The organism is Cellulomonas sp. HZM (assembly GCF_000708885.1).
Lineage (GTDB): Bacteria > Actinomycetota > Actinomycetes > Actinomycetales > Cellulomonadaceae > Cellulomonas.
Map to the genome: position 1 here is coordinate 63,307 of NZ_JEOE01000009.1, position 16,576 is coordinate 79,882.

General features: G+C 72.8%; 15 protein-coding genes and 1 riboswitch. Of the genes, 14 read left to right on the plus strand and 1 reads right to left on the minus strand.

The window, feature by feature from the left end; all coding sequences use genetic code 11:
* Positions 1-238 precede the first annotated feature (238 nt).
* Together AW16_RS16985 and AW16_RS0107160 are read left to right on the plus strand one after the other, a co-directional pair.
* Positions 239-817 carry a SigE family RNA polymerase sigma factor gene (locus AW16_RS16985; RefSeq protein ID WP_081861519.1) on the plus strand — a complete coding sequence of 193 codons (579 nt, stop codon included), beginning with the start codon at positions 239-241 and terminating at the stop codon, positions 815-817.
* Positions 814-1,449, plus strand: coding sequence for a hypothetical protein (locus tag AW16_RS0107160; RefSeq protein WP_156044094.1), 636 nt, complete (start codon positions 814-816; stop codon positions 1,447-1,449). Before AW16_RS16985 ends, AW16_RS0107160 begins: the two co-directional genes overlap by 4 nt.
* Positions 1,450-1,545: 96 nt before the next feature.
* Here AW16_RS0107160 and AW16_RS0107165 read toward each other — a convergent pair whose 3' ends face one another.
* Positions 1,546-3,942 carry a M12 family metallo-peptidase gene (locus AW16_RS0107165; RefSeq protein WP_156044095.1) on the minus strand — a complete coding sequence of 799 codons (2,397 nt, stop codon included), beginning with the start codon at positions 3,940-3,942 and terminating at the stop codon, positions 1,546-1,548.
* 211 nt (positions 3,943-4,153) lie between these two features.
* Positions 4,154-4,252, plus strand: a riboswitch (TPP riboswitch).
* A gap of 114 nt (positions 4,253-4,366) precedes the next feature.
* On the opposite strand from AW16_RS0107165, the gene AW16_RS0107170 reads away from it, so the two are divergent.
* The 12 genes from AW16_RS0107170 (at position 4,367) to AW16_RS0107225 (ending at position 16,572) form a co-directional block, all read left to right on the plus strand.
* Positions 4,367-4,660: a thiamine-binding protein gene (locus AW16_RS0107170; protein WP_029289275.1), complete on the plus strand. Its 294-nt coding sequence runs from the start codon at positions 4,367-4,369 to the stop codon at positions 4,658-4,660.
* Positions 4,657-5,406: an ABC transporter permease gene (locus AW16_RS0107175; RefSeq protein ID WP_051681745.1), complete on the plus strand. Its 750-nt coding sequence runs from the start codon at positions 4,657-4,659 to the stop codon at positions 5,404-5,406. Before AW16_RS0107170 ends, AW16_RS0107175 begins: the two co-directional genes overlap by 4 nt.
* A 16-nt stretch (positions 5,407-5,422) precedes the next feature.
* On the plus strand, positions 5,423-6,406 hold the full coding sequence (locus tag AW16_RS0107180; RefSeq protein WP_029289277.1) for an ABC transporter substrate-binding protein: 984 nt from the start codon (positions 5,423-5,425) through the stop codon (positions 6,404-6,406).
* On the plus strand, positions 6,390-7,190 hold the full coding sequence (locus tag AW16_RS0107185) for an ABC transporter ATP-binding protein (protein ID WP_081861514.1): 801 nt from the start codon (positions 6,390-6,392) through the stop codon (positions 7,188-7,190). The genes AW16_RS0107180 and AW16_RS0107185 overlap by 17 nt, the downstream gene beginning before the upstream one ends.
* A gap of 129 nt (positions 7,191-7,319) precedes the next feature.
* On the plus strand, positions 7,320-8,837 hold the full coding sequence (locus tag AW16_RS0107190) for an ATP-dependent DNA ligase (protein ID WP_029289279.1): 1,518 nt from the start codon (positions 7,320-7,322) through the stop codon (positions 8,835-8,837).
* A 135-nt stretch (positions 8,838-8,972) separates the two neighbouring features.
* Entirely contained in the window at positions 8,973-9,434 is a 462-nt protein-coding gene (locus AW16_RS18380; protein WP_156044097.1) for a hypothetical protein, read from the plus strand.
* Positions 9,427-9,909, plus strand: coding sequence for a (4Fe-4S)-binding protein (locus AW16_RS0107200; protein ID WP_197021582.1), 483 nt, complete (start codon positions 9,427-9,429; stop codon positions 9,907-9,909). The genes AW16_RS18380 and AW16_RS0107200 overlap by 8 nt, the downstream gene beginning before the upstream one ends.
* A 58-nt stretch (positions 9,910-9,967) precedes the next feature.
* A complete protein-coding gene (locus AW16_RS0107205) occupies positions 9,968-10,294 on the plus strand; it encodes a TraR/DksA C4-type zinc finger protein (RefSeq protein WP_051681760.1) in 327 nt (108 codons plus the stop codon).
* A complete protein-coding gene (locus tag AW16_RS0107210; RefSeq protein ID WP_029289282.1) occupies positions 10,291-11,274 on the plus strand; it encodes a hypothetical protein in 984 nt (327 codons plus the stop codon). The genes AW16_RS0107205 and AW16_RS0107210 overlap by 4 nt, the downstream gene beginning before the upstream one ends.
* A gap of 171 nt (positions 11,275-11,445) precedes the next feature.
* Positions 11,446-14,664 (plus strand): immunoglobulin-like domain-containing protein, encoded by a 3,219-nt coding sequence (locus AW16_RS17625; RefSeq protein WP_051681746.1) that lies wholly within the window; start codon positions 11,446-11,448, stop codon positions 14,662-14,664.
* Positions 14,661-15,335, plus strand: coding sequence for a hypothetical protein (locus AW16_RS17630; protein ID WP_051681747.1), 675 nt, complete (start codon positions 14,661-14,663; stop codon positions 15,333-15,335). Before AW16_RS17625 ends, AW16_RS17630 begins: the two co-directional genes overlap by 4 nt.
* 187 nt (positions 15,336-15,522) lie before the next feature.
* Positions 15,523-16,572, plus strand: a complete 1,050-nt coding sequence (locus AW16_RS0107225; protein WP_029289285.1) for a hypothetical protein — start codon at positions 15,523-15,525, stop codon at positions 16,570-16,572.
* Positions 16,573-16,576: the final 4 nt, after the last annotated feature.

Genomic DNA, 16,576 nt, shown 5'->3' on the forward strand with positions numbered 1-16,576 from the left:
CCCCCGGCATGAACCGGGGACCGGTGTGATCACGGTGGTCGTCGTCCGTCCCGAGCGGGAGCCCGAAGACGTGCTGCCCGTGCCCTCCCGGGACGTCGTCCCGGTCCGGCGGTGAGCCATGACAAGCGATGCACTGCGACTACGAGCGTCAAGGCTACGGCACAGGCTCGGGAAATGTCTCGCCCCTGTTGTCAACGATTCGGCCACGATCTGCGTCTCATCAGGTATGACGGTGGTCATGACGGACATCGGTGCGCGCGCGCCCGACCCCGTCACGCCCTCGTCCGGGTCCGGCACGGGCGCGCGAGACGTCGTCGGCACCGGGGCCGACGCCGAGTTCACCGCCTTCGCGCTCGAGGCCCGTGACCACCTCGGACGCACCGCGTGGCTGCTCACGGGTGACGTCCACCAGGCCGCCGAGCTCGTGCAGGTGGCCCTCGTGCGCACGTACGCGGCGTGGCCCCGCGCCCGCGCGGGCGACCCGCTCGCCTACGCCCGCCGCGTCCTCGCCAACGCGCGCATCGACACGTGGCGCCGTCGCCGGCGCGAGGTGCTCGTCGCGCCGGACGCCGTGCCCGCGGTCTCGGTCGAGGGAGGCGGCGCGACGATCGAGCACCGCGACCAGCTGGTGCGTGCGCTCGCGCAGCTCAGCGCGCAGCAGCGCCGCGTCGTCGTGCTGCGCTACCTCGTCGGTCGAACCGAGCGTGAGGTGGCCGACGACCTGGGCGTCACCGTCGGAACCGTCAAGACGCAGGGGTCGCGCGGCCTGCACCGCATGCGTGAGCTGCTCGGTGACCTCGGGGGTGAGGACGGGTGAGCGCTGTGCAGCGGGACGACGAGGAGTGGGCCGCGGGCCTGCGCGCGCGAGCGGACGCCGTCGCACCGGACGTACCGGTGGACGTCCCGTCCGCCGTGCGCGGAGGGCGCCGTCGCCGCGCCGCGCGCCGCGCGCTCGTCGGGGTGGGCTCGGTCGCGGTCGTCGCGGCCGTCGTGGGGGTCGGTGCCGTGGCCGTCCCGATCGTGCAGGGGGCGATCGGGACGGTCGGGGCGTCGAGCGCGGACTCGGCGGACGCCGGCAGCGTGCCGGCGCCCGCCGGCGTCGAGGACCGGCCGGGTGCCGACGACGGCGACGCGGGCTCGGCGGACGGCGCGGCGACGGGCGAGCCGGTGGACCTGTCCGTCCTCGTCGACCGCGTCCTCGACGGGAGCGGCGTCGAGGTCGCCGCGCTGGTCGAGGGAGGCCGGGTCGACGAGTCGCTCCGCACGCGCCTCGCGGCTGCCGTCGGCGACATGCCCGCCGCTGCGCCCGAGCGGCGGGACGGCGGGCTCGTCGTCTGCCTGCGCGTGTCCGGCTGGGACGTCGAGGGCGACGACGGTTCGTGGAGCGCACCCGTCGGCGTCGGCATGATGCCGGAGTTCCTGCGCACCACCGAGGCGTGCCTGGGCTGATCGCGCGGTCCCTCGGGGCCTGTGCCGAGGAGTGCTCGGGGACGACGAAGGCCCGCCGCCGGCTGGTGCGCCGGGGACGGGCCTTCGTCGTGCGCGTCAGGACAGCTTGGTGAACGCGTCCACGCCGACCTTCTTCGAGGACAGGTTCACGATCTTGATCGTGTGCGTGCCCTTCTTGCTCCAGGTCTTGGTGAACACCTGCTGCGCGTAGGTGGTCTTCTTCGCGTACAGGTTCACCGTCGCGACCTTCTTGCCGTCGATGTAGACGGCCGCCTTGCCGCGGTCCTTGCCCTTCGTGGCGACCCACCCGATGCTGCGGGTCTTCACCTTGTAGGAGACGTAGGCCTTCTTCTTCTTGGTGACCTGCTCGGTCCCGCCGAGGGCCTTCTTCGCCTTCGTCGCCGTCCAGGTGCCGTGGTAGCCCTTGCGCTTGCTCTGCTTGTCGAGCGTCGCGGTGGTGTGCGGGCCCTTGCTCGTCGACGTGTAGTTCGCCGCGCAGTCCTGCGACCGCGCGATGAAGTAGCTCGAGCGGGAGAACGTCAGGCGCGTCGAGACGGCCTTCGGGGCACTCCACATCGACTTCGACAGCCCGTTCGAGCCGGCGACGGCGCTCCAGATGATCCCGCAGGCGTCGGACGCCTTCCAGGACACCGAGACCGGGACGGACGTGGTCGAGACCGTGCCCTTGGTCAGCGACGCCCGCGGCGAGGACGTGATCTTCGGGGCGCTGGTGTCCACGTGGACGGTGTTGTTCGCGGTGCGACGGACGTTGCCGAACAGGTCGCGGGCCACGAGGGACCACGTGTGCTTGCCGTTGCTCAGCCCGGTCGCCTTGAGCTCGGTGAGCCCGGTCGACGAGGCGGTCGCGCGGACCTTGCCGTCGACGACGAGCTGCACGGACTGGAGCGCCGAGTCGGCGTCGCCCGCCGAGACGTAGCCGACGTCGAGGGTCGTCGAGAGCAGGACGACGCCCACCCGGTCGACCGTGCGCTGGGTCTTCCAGTAGCCGTACTGGCCGAGGGTGGGCGCGGTGGTGTCCTTCGCGCGAGTCACCGTGATGTTCGCCGCGGTCGGGGACAGCGAGTTGACCTTGATCCGCAGCGACGAGTCGACCGTCCCCTTGGTCTCAACCGCTCGAATCGCGGCCTGGCCCGACTCGGGGTGGAAGAAGAAGGCGCCGTCCTGGCTGTTGGCGCCAGTGCCGTCACGCTCGCGCAGGACGACACCAGAGCCTGCGGCCGGCACCGGCTGGCCGTTCGAAGCCCAGCCGAGGCCGTTGGGAGTGTTGATCCATGCGTCGAGGCCAGTGGCGGCCCGGTATTCGAGCGTGTAGGTGCGGTTGCCCCACGGGATGGTGACCAGTCGCAGGCCGGCGCCGCTCGAGACGGGGCTGAGGGTGATCGTCGTCGACGTGGCCGTGAGCCGTCGCTGGTCGGTGGACGAGAGGAGGCCGAGACGCGCCATGTTCACCGCCGACAGGTGCCCCACAGCAACGGGGTCGGGGGCGTAGGTCGTCATGTTGTGCGGCGCGTACGTCGAGTTACCCATGAGGTCCCACGGGTCGCCGTAGACGTCGACGCAGCTTCCCAGGGGAAGGGCGGTCTTCGCGTTGCTGAACGCACACGCGGGGTTGATCGCCCCCGAGTGCTCGAGGCCCAGGTTGTGCCCGAACTCGTGCGCGAAGACGGCGTTCGTGAGTGCGGAGGCATCGAACAGCCACATGTGGTTGCGGCCGTCTGGCCACGCATTGACCGAGCCATAGCCCGCGAAGTCGCACCATGCCCCGGGGTTGGGCATCAGGAAGACGACGTGCTCGAAGCGGTTTGCGGGCACCGAGGAGTAGACGGAATTCAGTGCCTCGTCGACGTCGTTGCTGCTGCATGCGTTGGCTGAGGTCGGCGTGAAGTTCAGGGTCTGCACCGCTGTCGTGGAACGCAGCTTCACACGGATGCGGCCCTTGCTCACGGTGTTGTAGTACGCATCGAGGTTCGAGATGGCCGCCCCGACCCCCGTCGTGGACATTGCGGGCACGGAGCCCCACTTCACGGGGATCACGGTGACGTAGTGCTGGCCGCTGTTCGGTACGCCCGCGACGGGCGTGACTCCTGCGCCGGCCGAGAGCCCGGCACCCGGCCGGTCGACGGAAGTCCCGTCCACCGACTCCGCAGTGGTGACAACGTCGTCGGTCGCGGCGGGCTCCACGGACGTGACCGTTCCGCCCGCGCTCGTGGTCACCTCGACCGGGTCGCCCGATTCGAGGGAGGGGTCCAGGTCGGCGGTCACGGACGCCGGGACGTCGAGGACGCCGTGGTCGGTGCTGATCTTGGCCACGTACGTGTCGCGGCCCGAGACGAAGTCGTCACCGACGGCGACGTGCAGCGTGCCCGTCGTCGACGCGACCGAGCGGTCGATGCCGGCGACGGTCCCGGCGCCCGAACCGGACGGCGGTGTCGCCGCGAGGGCGGCGCCCGTGGGCACGAGGGTCAGCGCCACGAAGGCGGACAGTGTGGTGACGAGGCGGCGGTGCACAGGCGCTCCCGGCTCAGGACGAACGCGGGTGGGCAGCCACCCCCCTGCGGCCGGTCTGGCTCTGACCGGCGACGGGAGAGTACCCGGCGGCGGATGCCCGAGGCATCGTCGTCCACGAACTTTCACCCGTGTGCCCCGGGACGCCCGGATCGTGTAGGTTCGCAGACGCCAACGCCGGGGAGCTCGGGACAGCCGGGCTGAGAGGACGGGCCGCGACCGCGAGGTCAGCGCACGTCGACCCGAGAACCTGAACTGGGTAATGCCAGCGGAGGGAAGCGCGACCGTGCGCGGCGTCGGCGGTGCCGCCCGGCGACCCCGGGCCGCCCGTCCCTCGTCGTGCACGGACGGCCCGTTCCACTGGTGCGCCCCGGACTCCCGGAGGAACACCGTGCTCGCACAGATCCAGGTCTCGCCGCGTCCCGCAGGGACCGACGACGACCGCTACGCCTACGTCGACGCCGCCATCGCCGTCATCCAGGCCTCCGGCCTGACCTACGAGGTCGGCGCCATGGGCACCACCGTCGAGGGCTCGCCCGACCAGCTGTGGCCCCTGCTGCGCTCCGTGCACGAGGCGACGGTCGCCGCGGGCGCGAGCGGCGTCAGCAGCATCATCAAGGTCAGCCAGGCGGCGGGCGACGCCGGACCGAGCATCCGCGACCTCGTCGGCAAGTTCCGCGCGTGAGCCGGCGGCGCCTGTGGGCGCCGGTGCTGGCGGCGGGCGTGCTCGTCGGCGCGTGGGAGGTCGGGGTACGGGCATCCGGGCTGCCGCCGTTCGTGCTGCCGGCGCCCTCGCGCGTCGCGGGGACCGCGGTGCGGGTCGCGCCCCTGCTCGTCGGGGACGTGCGCACGACGATGGTCGAGGCGCTGCTCGGGCTCGTGGCCGGCACGCTCGTCGGGGTCGCGCTCGCGGTGCTCGTCGCGGTGTCCCCGCTCGCGCGCGACGCGCTGTACCCGCTGGTCACCGTCACGCAGACCGTGCCGACCGTGGTGCTCGCGCCCCTGCTCGTCATCTGGGCGGGGTTCGGGCTCGCGCCCAAGGTCGTCGTGGTCGCGCTCACCGTCTTCTTCCCCGTGCTCGTCGCGTGCGTCACCGCGATGGCGGAGGCCGACGACGCGCACACCGACATGGTCACCGGGCTCGGCGGCGGGCGGCGCGACGAGCTGTGGCTCGTGCGGCTGCCCGCCGCGGTGCCGGGTCTGTTCGGCGGGCTGCGGGTCGCCACGACGTACGTGGTCGGCGCCGCGGTCGTGTCCGAGTACCTCGCCGGGACCAGCGGTCTCGGCGTCTTCATCCAGCGCTCGCGCAAGTCCTACGACGTGGACCAGATCCTCGTCGCGGTCGTCGCGATCGCGCTCGTCACCGGCGTGCTGTTCGTCGTCGTCGACGCCCTCGGGCGGCTCGCGACGCCGTGGCGGCGCGCACCCTGAACCCGAGGAGAACCCCGTGCGCCGACTCGTCGCGCTGCTCGTCGTCCTGCTGCTCCCGCTCGCCACCGCCTGCTCGTCGGACGCCGCCGCGTCCGGCCCGCGGCACGTGACCGTGGTGCTCGACTGGACGCCCAACACCAACCACTCAGGCCTGTACGTCGCGCAGGAACGCGGGTACTTCGCCGACGAGGGGCTCGACGTGACGATCGTCGAGCCCGGCGAGACCTCCGGGACCCAGCTGCTCGCGGCCGGCAAGGCCGACTTCGCGTACTCGGTGGCCGAGTCGATCGTGCCCGCGCGCGACCAGGGGGCGGACGTGGTGTCGGTCGCCACCGTCATCGAGCACAACACCTCGTCGCTCATCTCGTTGCGCTCGGCGGGCATCACGCGGCCCCGTGACCTCGCGGGGCACACCTACGGCACGTACGGGTCGAAGCTCGAGGAGGCGCTCGTACGGCGGCTCGTGCAGTGCGACGGCGGCGACCCGGCCGCGGTGAAGATGGCACCGCTGGCCAGCGACGACTTCCGCGTCGGGCTCACCCAGCACCAGTTCGACGCCGCGTGGGTGTTCGACGCGTGGGACACCATCCGGCTGCGCGACATCGACCACCTCGACGTCACGACGATCCCGTTCATCGACCACACCGACTGCATCCCCGACTGGTACACGCCGCTCGTCGCGACCACCGGCGCGCACCTGCGCGACGACCCCGAGCTGGTGCGGCACTTCCTCGCCGCGCTCGCGCACGGCTACCGCGACTCGATGACGACGCCCTCGGCCGCCGTCTCCGCGCTGCACGCCGCCGCGCCCGAGCTGTCCACCGACCTGCTGACCCGCTCCGCCGGCTACCTGTCGACGCGGTACGCCTCGTCCCCGGACGCGTGGGGACACCAGTCCGGGAGCGTCTGGGCCGCGTTCGTGGCGTTCCTGCAGGACAACGGGCTCGCGTCGCGCTCGTTCGACGTGGCCGGGGCGTGGAGCGATGACTACCTCCCGTGAGCTCGCCGGCGTCGAGGGGCTCGGTGTCCGGTACGGCTCGGTGGAGGTGCTGCGGGGGGTGTCGCTCGCGGTGCGTGCCGGGGAGTTCGTCGCGGTCGTCGGGCCGTCGGGGTGCGGCAAGTCGACGCTGCTGCGGGTCCTCGGGTCCGCTCGGGCTCCCGGTGCGGAGGTCACCGGGGAGGTGCGGCCCGGCGCCGCGGCGGCGTGGATGCCGCAGGGGGACAGCCTCCTGCCGTGGCGCCGGACCCTGCCCAACGCTCTGCTCGGCGCGCGGCTGGCCGGCCGGGACCCCGGCGACGTGGGGGCACTGATCGCCGAGTTCGGGCTCACCGGGTTCGAGCGGGCGTGGCCGCACCAGCTGTCCGGCGGCATGCGGCAGCGGGTGGCCCTGCTACGGACCGTGCTGTCCGGACGCGAGCTGCTGCTGCTCGACGAGCCCTTCGGGGCGCTCGACCCGCTCACGCGGCGGCGGCTCAACGGTTGGCTGGCCGACGTGGCGCTCGCGGCCGACGGGCGGGGGGTGGTGCTCGTGACGCACGACGTGGACGAGGCGCTGCTGCTCGCCGACCGCGTCGTGGTGCTGAGCGAGCGGCCGGGGCGCGTGGTGCTGGACGAGCGCGTGGTGCGGGCACCCGGGTTCGCTGAGCCGTCGGCGGGGTCGTCGGGCGAAGGAGGGGCCGGGTCGCGGGAGCGGGTGCTGGCGGCGCTCGGCGTGTCGTCGGGGCTCGGCGATCGACTGTCCGTGTCCGGATCAGCGGCACTTGTGACGGATGTGCGCGCATGACCGGTGGTTCGCGCCTCACGAGGCGACTCGTGTCACAAGTGCCGCTGGTTGGAGGCGGGTGACTGCGGGCGGCGTGGTGGTCGTGGCCCGCGGGGTGCTGGTGTGGGTGGTGGGGTGCAGCATTCAGGGGTGCTCCTCGCCGACGTCGCCGCGACCTCCTCCGCGCTCGCCGCCACGCGCTCGCGCCTGGCCAAGCGCGCGCTGCTCGTGGAGCTGCTGCGGAGCACCGCCGCGGCCGACGTGCCGATCGTGGCGCGCTTCCTGGGCGGCGAGCTCCGGCAGCGGCGGACCGGCCTCGGGTGGCGGTCGCTCGCGGAGCTGCCCGCGCCCGCGGTGGCTCCCTCGCTGACGGTCGCGCAGGTCGATGCAGCGTTCGAGGAGATGGCGGCCCTGGCGGGGCCCGGGTCCGCGGGTGCGCGTGCGGCGCTCGCGGCCGAGCTGTTCGGTGCGGCGACCGCGGACGAGCAGCGGCTGCTGCGCGGCCTGGTCACCGGCGAGCTGCGGCAGGGATCGCTCGACGCGCTGCTGCTGGACGCGGTCGCCGAGGCCGCCGGGGTGCCGGTCGACGCCGTGCGGCGAGCCGCGATGCTCGCGGGCTCGACCGAGACGGTCGCGACGGCGGCGCTGACGTCCGACGACCCGGCGGGCGCGCTCGCTGCCATCGGGCTGGAGGTCGGGCGCCCGGTCCGGCCGATGCTCGCGCAGTCGGCCCCGGACGTCGCCGCGGCGCTCGACGCCCTGGGCGGTGGCGAGGTCGCGGTCGACACGAAGCTGGACGGCATCCGCATCCAGGTGCACCGCTCGGGTCAGGACGTGCACGTCTTCACGCGCAGCCTCGACGACCTCACCGACCGTGTGCCGGAGGTGGTCGCGCTCGCGCGATCGATGCCGGCCGACGCGTTCGTGCTCGACGGCGAGGCGCTCGTCGTCGGCCCGGACGGCCGGCCACGACCGTTCCAGGAGACGTCGTCGCGCAGCGCCACCCGCGGCGAGGTCGACGGCGTGCTCACCCCGTACTTCTTCGACTGCCTGCACCTCGACGGCCGCGACCTGCTCGATGCCCCGCTGCGCTCCAGGCTGGCCGCTCTCGACGCGGTGGCCGGGCCCTTCGCGGTCGAGCGGATCACCACGTCGTCGGCCGCCCGCGCGCAGGAGCGGTTCGCCGAGGTCGTCGCCCAGGGGCAGGAGGGGGTGGTCGTGAAGTCGCTCGACGCGCCCTACGAGGCCGGTCGACGCGGCGGGGCGTGGGTGAAGGTCAAGCCGCGGCACACGCTCGACCTCGTGGTGCTCGCGGTCGAGTGGGGATCGGGGCGGCGGCGCGGGCTGCTGTCCAACATCCACCTGGGCGCGCGGGACCCCGCGGGCGGGTTCGTCATGCTCGGCAAGACGTTCAAGGGCATGACCGACGAGATGCTCGCGTGGCAGACCGAGCGGTTCCTGGAGCTGGAGGTCAGCCGCACCGACTGGGCTGTGCGCGTCGCGCCGGTGCAGGTGGTCGAGATCGCGTTCGACGGCGTGCAGCGCTCGACGCGGTACCCGGGCGGCGTCGCGCTGCGGTTCGCGCGCGTGCTGCGCTACCGCGAGGACAAGACGGCGGCCGAGGCGGACACGATCGACACGGTCCGGGCGCTCGCGGCGCCGTCGTGACCCGCGAGCGTCGACCGCGTGCTGCCGGCGCGGGTCGACATCGGCGCCGCTGCCGGACGTCCCGCTGCCAGACGTATCGTCGGTGCCAGATCGCCGGGTGCCCGCGCGGTCCAGGACGCGCACGAGGGAGCAGCGGTGCTGGGAGACCTGATCGGCGGGCTGGTCGGCGGGATCTTCGGCACGGAGCTGTACGACCGACGGCGGCGTCGCCGGCTCGCCCGCGCCGACGCCGCGGGCCTGCCCTTGGAGCTCCCCGGCTCGGTGCTCGGGACGCCGCGCTACTGCCACCCGTCGGGCGGGATGCTGCGCATCGACGGAGCGACGCTCACGTGGCTCACCGACCGGGGCGGCAAGTCGTACCCGGTGCCGGTCGAGCGGCTCGCCGCTCGCTCGTTGGCCGACGTCCCCGTCAAGGAGTCCTATCCAGGCGGGCGGTGCGTCGCGGTGGTGTGCGACGACGCGGGAACGGTCGTGCGGCTCGTCGTGCTCGAGGACGACCTCGGCTACCTGGCCAGGGTCGTGCCCGGTCTCCGGCCGGTGCTCGACGCGCGGGAGCGCCGGATGCCGCGCGGCGGTGCAGCATGGAGACGTGACTGACCGCGAGTACACGGGCACGGGCATCGTCGTGCGGTACGACGTGACGCGGTGCCGTCACGTCGCCGAGTGCGTACGCGGTGCGCCGGAGGTTTTCGAGCCCGGTCGTCGGCCGTGGATCCTGCCCGACGCCGACCCGGACGCCGAGCACGTCGCCGACGTCGTGCGCCGCTGCCCCACGGGTGCGTTGCACTACCAGCTCGCGCACGGCGAGCCGGAACGGCCCGACCCGACGACGACGGTCACGGCCGTTCCCGACGGTCCGCTGCTGGTGCGTGGCGACCTCCGGTTGAACGGTCCTGACGGCCCAGTCGCCGAGACGCGTGCGGCGCTGTGCCGGTGCGGCTCGTCGGCCAACAAGCCCTTCTGCGACGGCTCGCACGAGCGGGTCGGCTGGCGGTCGGACGCGAGCACCGACGAGGAGCCGGGCTGCGACCGGCCGCACAGCGAGTCCGTGGTCCCGCCGTCGGCGACGTGAGCGCGACGTGAGCGACGTGAGCGCGGAGCACGACGAGACTCGCGCCCGCCTCGTCGCGATGCGTGCCGAGGCGGTGCAGCGGCTCGCGGGGCTCGGGAGCGCGCGTGCGGACGTCGTCGACGCCGCGAGGGACGCCAACGTGGACGACGAGCACGACCCCGAGGGCGCGACCATCGCGTTCGAGCGCGCTCAGCTCGAGGCGCTCGCGGCGGACGCGCGCGGCCAGCTGGCGGAGATCGACGCGGCGCTGGCACGGCTCGCCGACGGCACCTACGGCCGGTGCGCGGTCGGTGGGGAGCCGATCGCACCGGGGCGCCTCGCGGCGAGGCCGACTGCCACCACGTGCATGGAGCATGCGCGTCGACACGTACGCTTCCGCCCGTGAACGAGCCGATCTGGCGTGAGACGACCGTCGACGAGCGCTACCACCACCGCGCCGCGCTGGCGTACCTGACGTACCTGGTGCTGCGCCCGTGGTCGGTCGTCTTCTGGGCGCTGATGGCCTTCGCGGGGGTCCTGTCGCTCGCTGGCGGTGCTGCTCCGGTGGTCGTCGCCGCGGGTGTGATCGCCGGGATGCTCGGCCTGATCTACACCTCGAGCATCCGGCAGGGACGCAAGTGCCTTCCCACCGGTTCCGTCGTTCGAGCTGCGGCGACGCCGGGTGCGATCCTCATCGAGGACCCGACCGGCCGGGTCGAGCTCGCGTGGTCGCAGGTGTCGGGCGTCGCACGGCGGAGGGACTTCTACGCCCTGCGCAGACGACACGGACACACCGTTCTCGTGCCGTGCGAGGTCGTCCCCGACGAGGTCCTCGCCGGGATCCGCGCCCGGATCGCAGCACCCGTCCCGGGCCCGCTGGTCTCCTCGGGGGGCGGCCCGGTCTCGACCGACGCCGATGCGCGCGTCCGGTCGCTGGTCTCGAGCACCGCGTTCGTCCGCGACGCGAGCCGGGCCGTGCTGCGGACCTCCGTGTTCTCGGTCGGGGGCCTCGCCGCGATCTCCGTCGTCCCCCTCGTCGGCATCGCCGGGGGCCTCCTGCTCCGGGACGCGAGCTTCGCCGTGATCCTGTGCCTGGTGTTCGCAGGCCTGATGGTCTTCGTCGCCGTCCGGATTCGACGCCTGCTGGACCGCCGGTTCCCGCCTGGCTCATCGTCGTTGCTGGTCTTCGACGAACGAGGGCTCCGGCTCGACCAGGCGGACGGCGTCCGGGTCGTGTGGAAGTGGCCGACGTTCGAGACCGTGACCGCGCGTGGCGACGCTGTCGTGCTCCGGATCGCGAGGTCGAAGGCCATCGTCGCGTTCCCCGCCGAGGGTCTGCAGCCGGGCGACCTGGACCTCCTGCGCGAGCGCATCGCGGCGGCCTGACCCGAGGCCCGGAGGCTCGCAGGTCCGATCCCGAGGCAACCGTCAGACGACGGCCGACCGCACGTCGCCGCACGTCAGCGGCCAGTTCACGGCGGGTTCACCCGCTCCCGGGACGGTGTCCGCGGCGCGCAGCAGCGCCGGACCGTGACCCCCTCCGGAGGACTGGACCCCATGCACATCACCCTCTCCCGGCGCCGGGCGCGCGCCGCGCTCGCGACGACGCTGCTGGCAGCCCTCGCCGCCGCGCCGCTCGTCGCCGCGCCGGCGCAGGCCGCCGTCACGCTGCCGAGCTCGCTGCTCGACTCGTCGAGCACGTGGGCGTACTCGGACGACGGCACCGACCCCGCCGCGGGCTCGTCGGACCGCCTGGTCTGGACGAAGGACGGCTTCGCGGACTCGGCGTGGAAGCACGCCGCAGGCCCGTTCGGGGCGAAGAACGGCAAGGCGACCGGCCTGGGCGCGAGCTTCCCCGTCTCGACGCTGCTCACGCAGTACCTCGCGGGCACGACGACCGACGTCCCGACGTTCCACTTCCGCTCGTCGTTCTCGCTGACTGCCGACCAGCTCGCCCACGTGCGCGCGCTGACGGCGTCGGTGACGTACGACGACGCGATCCAGGTGTTCGTCAACGGCACCAAGGTCGCCGGCTTCGTCGACGACCGCGTGGAGGCGGCAGACGAGTCGCAGCGCAACCTCGTGTACGCGGGCAACAGCGGCGGCGACCCGGTGTCGTCGTCGTTCACGATCCCGGCCTCGGCGCTGCATGCGGGCGCCAACACCGTGGCCGTCGCGCTCTTCCAGGACCGCGCGACGAGCTCGGACATCTACCTCGACTGGACGTCGCTCGCCCCGGTGCAGTCCGCGGCCGTGAGCGACCTGGTGATGACGGTCGGCGCCGACGAGTCGAAGCGCAACCTCGCCTGGTACACCGACCTCGACGTCGCGCAGGTCGCGCAGGTGGCTCGCGCGCAGGACGTCGTGGACGGCGTGTTCCCCGCGGACAAGGCCGTGACGGTCCCGTCGTCGGGCGGCGTCACGACGAGCGGCGCGTACAACCACTTCGCGACGATCTCCGGCCTCGAGCCGAGCACGGCGTACGTGTACCGCGTCGGCGACGCGACCGACGGCTGGTCGCAGACGTACGACTTCCGCACGCAGGCGTTCACCGGCGACTTCGGCTTCCTGTTCTTCGGCGACCCGCAGATCGGCGCGTCCGGCAACGTCGCGAACGACAAGGCCGGCTGGCAGAGCACGCTCGACGTCGCGCAGGCCACGTACCCCGACTCGGAGCTGCTGTTCTCGGCGGGCGACCAGGTCAACACCGCGGGCGACGAGTCCCAGTACGACGCGTTCCTGTCCCCGGACCAGCTGCGCGAGATCCCGCTGGTCGCGACGAACGGCAACCACGACGTCGGCTCCAAGGCGTACAACCAGCACTACAACGTGCCGAACGTGGACCTGACGGCCGGTGCCGGCACGGCCACGAGCGCGGGCGGCGACTACTGGTTCCGCTACAAGGACGTGCTGTTCCTCGACATCAACTCGAACTCGAGCGACATCGCCTCCCACCAGGCGTTCCTGCAGAAGGTCGTCGCCGAGCAGGGCGCGAGCGCGCGCTGGAAGGTGCTCGCGTTCCACCACTCGATCTACTCGGTCGCGGCGCACGCGAGCGACGGCGACATCCTCAACCTGCGTGGCAAGCTGCCGCAGATCATCTCCGACCTGGGCATCGACCTGGTGCTGCAGGGCCACGACCACGTCTACACGCGCAGCTACCTGGTCAACGACGGCCAGATGGCCGACGCGACCGAGGTCGCCGGGCAGCGCACGGTCGAGGCGGCCCCCGGCGACGTCCTGTACGTCACCGCGAACTCGTCGTCGGGCTCCAAGTACTACGACGTGACGCTCCCGAACGCCTGGTTCGCCTCGGTGATCAACCAGGAGAAGGTCCGCAACTACTCGCAGGTGCAGGTCACGGGCGACTCCATCACGGTCCGGACGCTGCGCAGCCAGGCGAACGGCACCAGCAAGCCGGTGAACAGCGTGGTCGACGAGGTGACGCTCGAGCGCAAGGACGTCACGGCGCCCACGCTCACCGTCCCGGCCGACGTGAGCATCCCGGTCGACGGCGCCTTCGACGCGCTCGCGGGCGTGTCCGCGGCCGACGCGCACGACGGCGACCTGACCTCGGCCGTCACGGTCACCGGCACGGTCGACACCGCCACGCTCGGCGCCTACCCGCTCACCTACTCGGTGCGTGACGCGGCCGGCAACGTGACGACGAAGCAGCGCACGGTGACGGTCGTCGCCGGGCGCATCACGCAGGTCGTGGCACCCGCCGTGACCGGCAGCGGACATGTCGGCGAGGTGCTGACCGCAAGCGCCGGGCAGTGGTCGCCGGCGGCGACGACGACCGTGCAGTGGGTCCGCGAGGGACGGCCGATCGCGGGCGCGACCGGCCTCACGTACACACCGGTCGCGGCCGACCTGGGTCACGAGCTGTCGGTGCTGGTCACGGCCTCCCGCACGTCCTACGGCACGGTCGCGACCCGCTCCGAGTCGGTCAAGGTCGCCGCGGGCGTGCTCGTCCCCGGCACGGTGTCGGTGCAGGGCACTGCGAAGGTCGGGTCGACGCTGACCGCGTCGGCCGCGCCCTGGTCCCCGGCGGCGACGCTGGGCTACTCCTGGACGGTCGACGGCGCGGTGGTCCCCGGCGCCACGGGTTCCACGTTCGCCCTCACGGCCGCTCGGGCGGGGCACCGCGTCGCGGTGCAGGTGACCGGTTCCGCTGACGGCTACGCGACCGCGTCCGTCTCGTCGGCCGCGGTGCTCGTCGCACCGGGCACCCTGACGGCAGGGTCGCTCAAGGTGAGCGGCACGACATCGGGCAAGGCCAAGGTGGGCGTGCGCCTGACGGCCACGTCCGGCGCGTGGTCCCCGGCGGTGTGGCTCGGCTTCCAGTGGCTGGTCGACGGCAAGAAGGTCCCCGACGCCACCTCGTCGTCCTACACCCCGACCGCGGGCCAGGTGGGCCACCGCGTGCAGGTAGCGGTGACCGGGACGCTCGCCGGGTACGCGCCGCGCACGGTCACGTCGGCGTCGCTCGTCGTCGCCCCCGGCACGATCGCGGCGGGCAGCGTCAAGGTCAGCGGGACCGCGAAGGTCGGCCGCACGCTGAAGGTGAAGGCGGGCACGTGGTCGCCGACGCCGAAGCTGGCCTACCAGTGGTACGCCGACGGCAAGAAGATCTCGGGCGCCGCGAAGTCGTCGCTCACGCTCTCGACGAAGCTCGCGGGCAAGCGCATCACGGTCAAGGTGACCGGCACCAAGGCCGGGTACACGACCGTAAGCAAGACCTCCGCGCGCACGGCGAAGGTCGCGCGTCGGTGACGTCCCGCACCAGGTCGGCGGGGTCGGGGACGGTTCGTCGTCCCCGACCCCGCCGGGCCGTCTCCCCGCTCCGTGCCGGGCTGGGTCTCGCGCTCGTCGCGGGGGTCGCGGCCGGGTGCTCGTCGGGTTCCGCGGCGGGTCCGGGTCCGACGAGCGGGACGACCGCGGTCGCGGCGGTGCCGGGGGCCACGACGTCCGCAGCGCCGGTGCTTGCGCCGGTCGACGTCCCATCCGGGCTCACGCTCGAGGTCGTCGGGACGGACGACGACTCGTCGAAGGTGCTCGCCGCCGCGGTGGACGGGTTCGCGGCGGCGCACGGCGCGCACGTGGTCCACCGCGAAGCGGGCGACGACGTCGAGGGCGCGGTGGACGCCGCGACCGCAGCGGCGCCGGACCTCGTCGTCGGCCTCGGCGCGGACGTCGTCGACGGCCTCGACCCGGTGTCGGCGCAGCACCTCGACCAGCAGTACCTCGTGCTCGGTGCCCAGCTCCCCGAGCCGACCGAGAACGTCACCGCCGTGGTGTGGACCGGCGCGACGTCCAGGGGCTCCGCGGCGGCCGCCGACGGGCCGTTGACGGCGGTCACCGTCGCCCGTGCAGAGCAGGCCGTCGCCGCGGGTGTCGACCGGTGGCTCACGGAGGGCTCGGGCTCGGTCGTCGACCTGGGCTGACCTGAGCTGACCAGCTCAGGCGGTCGCGCCTACAGGCAGGCGACTTGCGAATCCTTCCGCATCGCGATCGAGCATCGATCTGGTCGAACATGACGCCGCCGCGTACTGGAACTGGTTGCATGGTCGCCGACGAGTCACGGACGGACGCCGACATCGGCGACGGCGTACGCGGAGCGGAGGTCGACTGATGCGACGCACCACGCTCATGCCTGCCGCTGTCGTGATGGCGATGGTCACCGCACTCGCTGCCTGCGCCGGAGCCGCGGCGCCGCCCTCCGACGCATCGGACAGCGAGCTCGCCGCGTCGTTCGGATCGTGCGGTTCGGACGACCCTGGCGAGTCGTCGGGCGCTCAGTCGTTCCTGTCGACGATCACCAGCTGGCAGCAGGTGACAGCGGTGGAGGACGCGGTGCGTCAAGGCAAGGGCGACCAGCACACCTACCCCGCGACGATGGTGACCACCAGCGAGAGTCGGATCGAGGTACGGATCCATGACTCGTTCTGGCCAGGCATCGACTGGGCGCTCGCGCACGACGACCCGGTGTGGATCGGCCTCGGCGTCGCCGGTTTCGATCCGGACACGGTCGGGACGGTCATGGTCCTCACGCCGCAGGACGTGTTCTTCGCCGGCCGCTGCGCCGACGACATCTTCACCAAGCCGGTGCACGCCGCCTACGGCGCCGCGACCCGTGACGTCATGACCAGGCTGACCAGCGCGACCACGAAGACGGCGGCCCAGGCCGTCCTCGGCACGACCCCTGTGCCGACGCCGTCAGACGTGCCGCCGATCCTGGCTCCGGGCGAAGGTCACGACGAGCTGCTGGCGACGCTCACGTCGGTCTCCATCCACGCCACGATCTCGAAGGCCCTCGGCGTGGGCGAGACGTCGCCCGCACTGTGCACGCACATCGCCGCAGGTTGGTCGGACTGCATCAGCACCGACGACCGGACCGCGACGAAGGGATTCGACTTCACCGGGTATGTCGACACCGACGGGAAGCTCGAGTTCTGGCTTCTGGGCGAAGACACCGACGTGACCAAGCCACTCGTCTATCTCGGGACCGTCCAGCTTCCCATCGAGCGTGACCCCGCCAACCGCAAGAAGATCCCGCCGACTTCGGTCTCCGTCGCCATCGACACCGCCAAGATCTCGATACCCGACGAGCCGCGCAGCCCGGCGCCCGACATGGCTGATCCCGGCTACATCCACGTGGAGTCCATGACGCCGCAGAGATGAGCGG

Bases quoted from the DNA above. Each gene is read 5' to 3' on its own strand.
- AW16_RS0107225 (WP_029289285.1), top strand. From the start codon at position 15,523: ATGCGACGCACCACGCTCATGCCTGCCGCTGTCGTGATGGCGATGGTC.
- AW16_RS16985 (WP_081861519.1), top strand. From the start codon at position 239: ATGACGGACATCGGTGCGCGCGCGCCCGACCCCGTCACGCCCTCGTCC.
- AW16_RS0107205 (WP_051681760.1), top strand. From the start codon at position 9,968: ATGCGTGCCGAGGCGGTGCAGCGGCTCGCGGGGCTCGGGAGCGCGCGT.
- AW16_RS17625 (WP_051681746.1), top strand. From the start codon at position 11,446: ATGCACATCACCCTCTCCCGGCGCCGGGCGCGCGCCGCGCTCGCGACG.
- AW16_RS0107185 (WP_081861514.1), top strand. From the start codon at position 6,390: ATGACTACCTCCCGTGAGCTCGCCGGCGTCGAGGGGCTCGGTGTCCGG.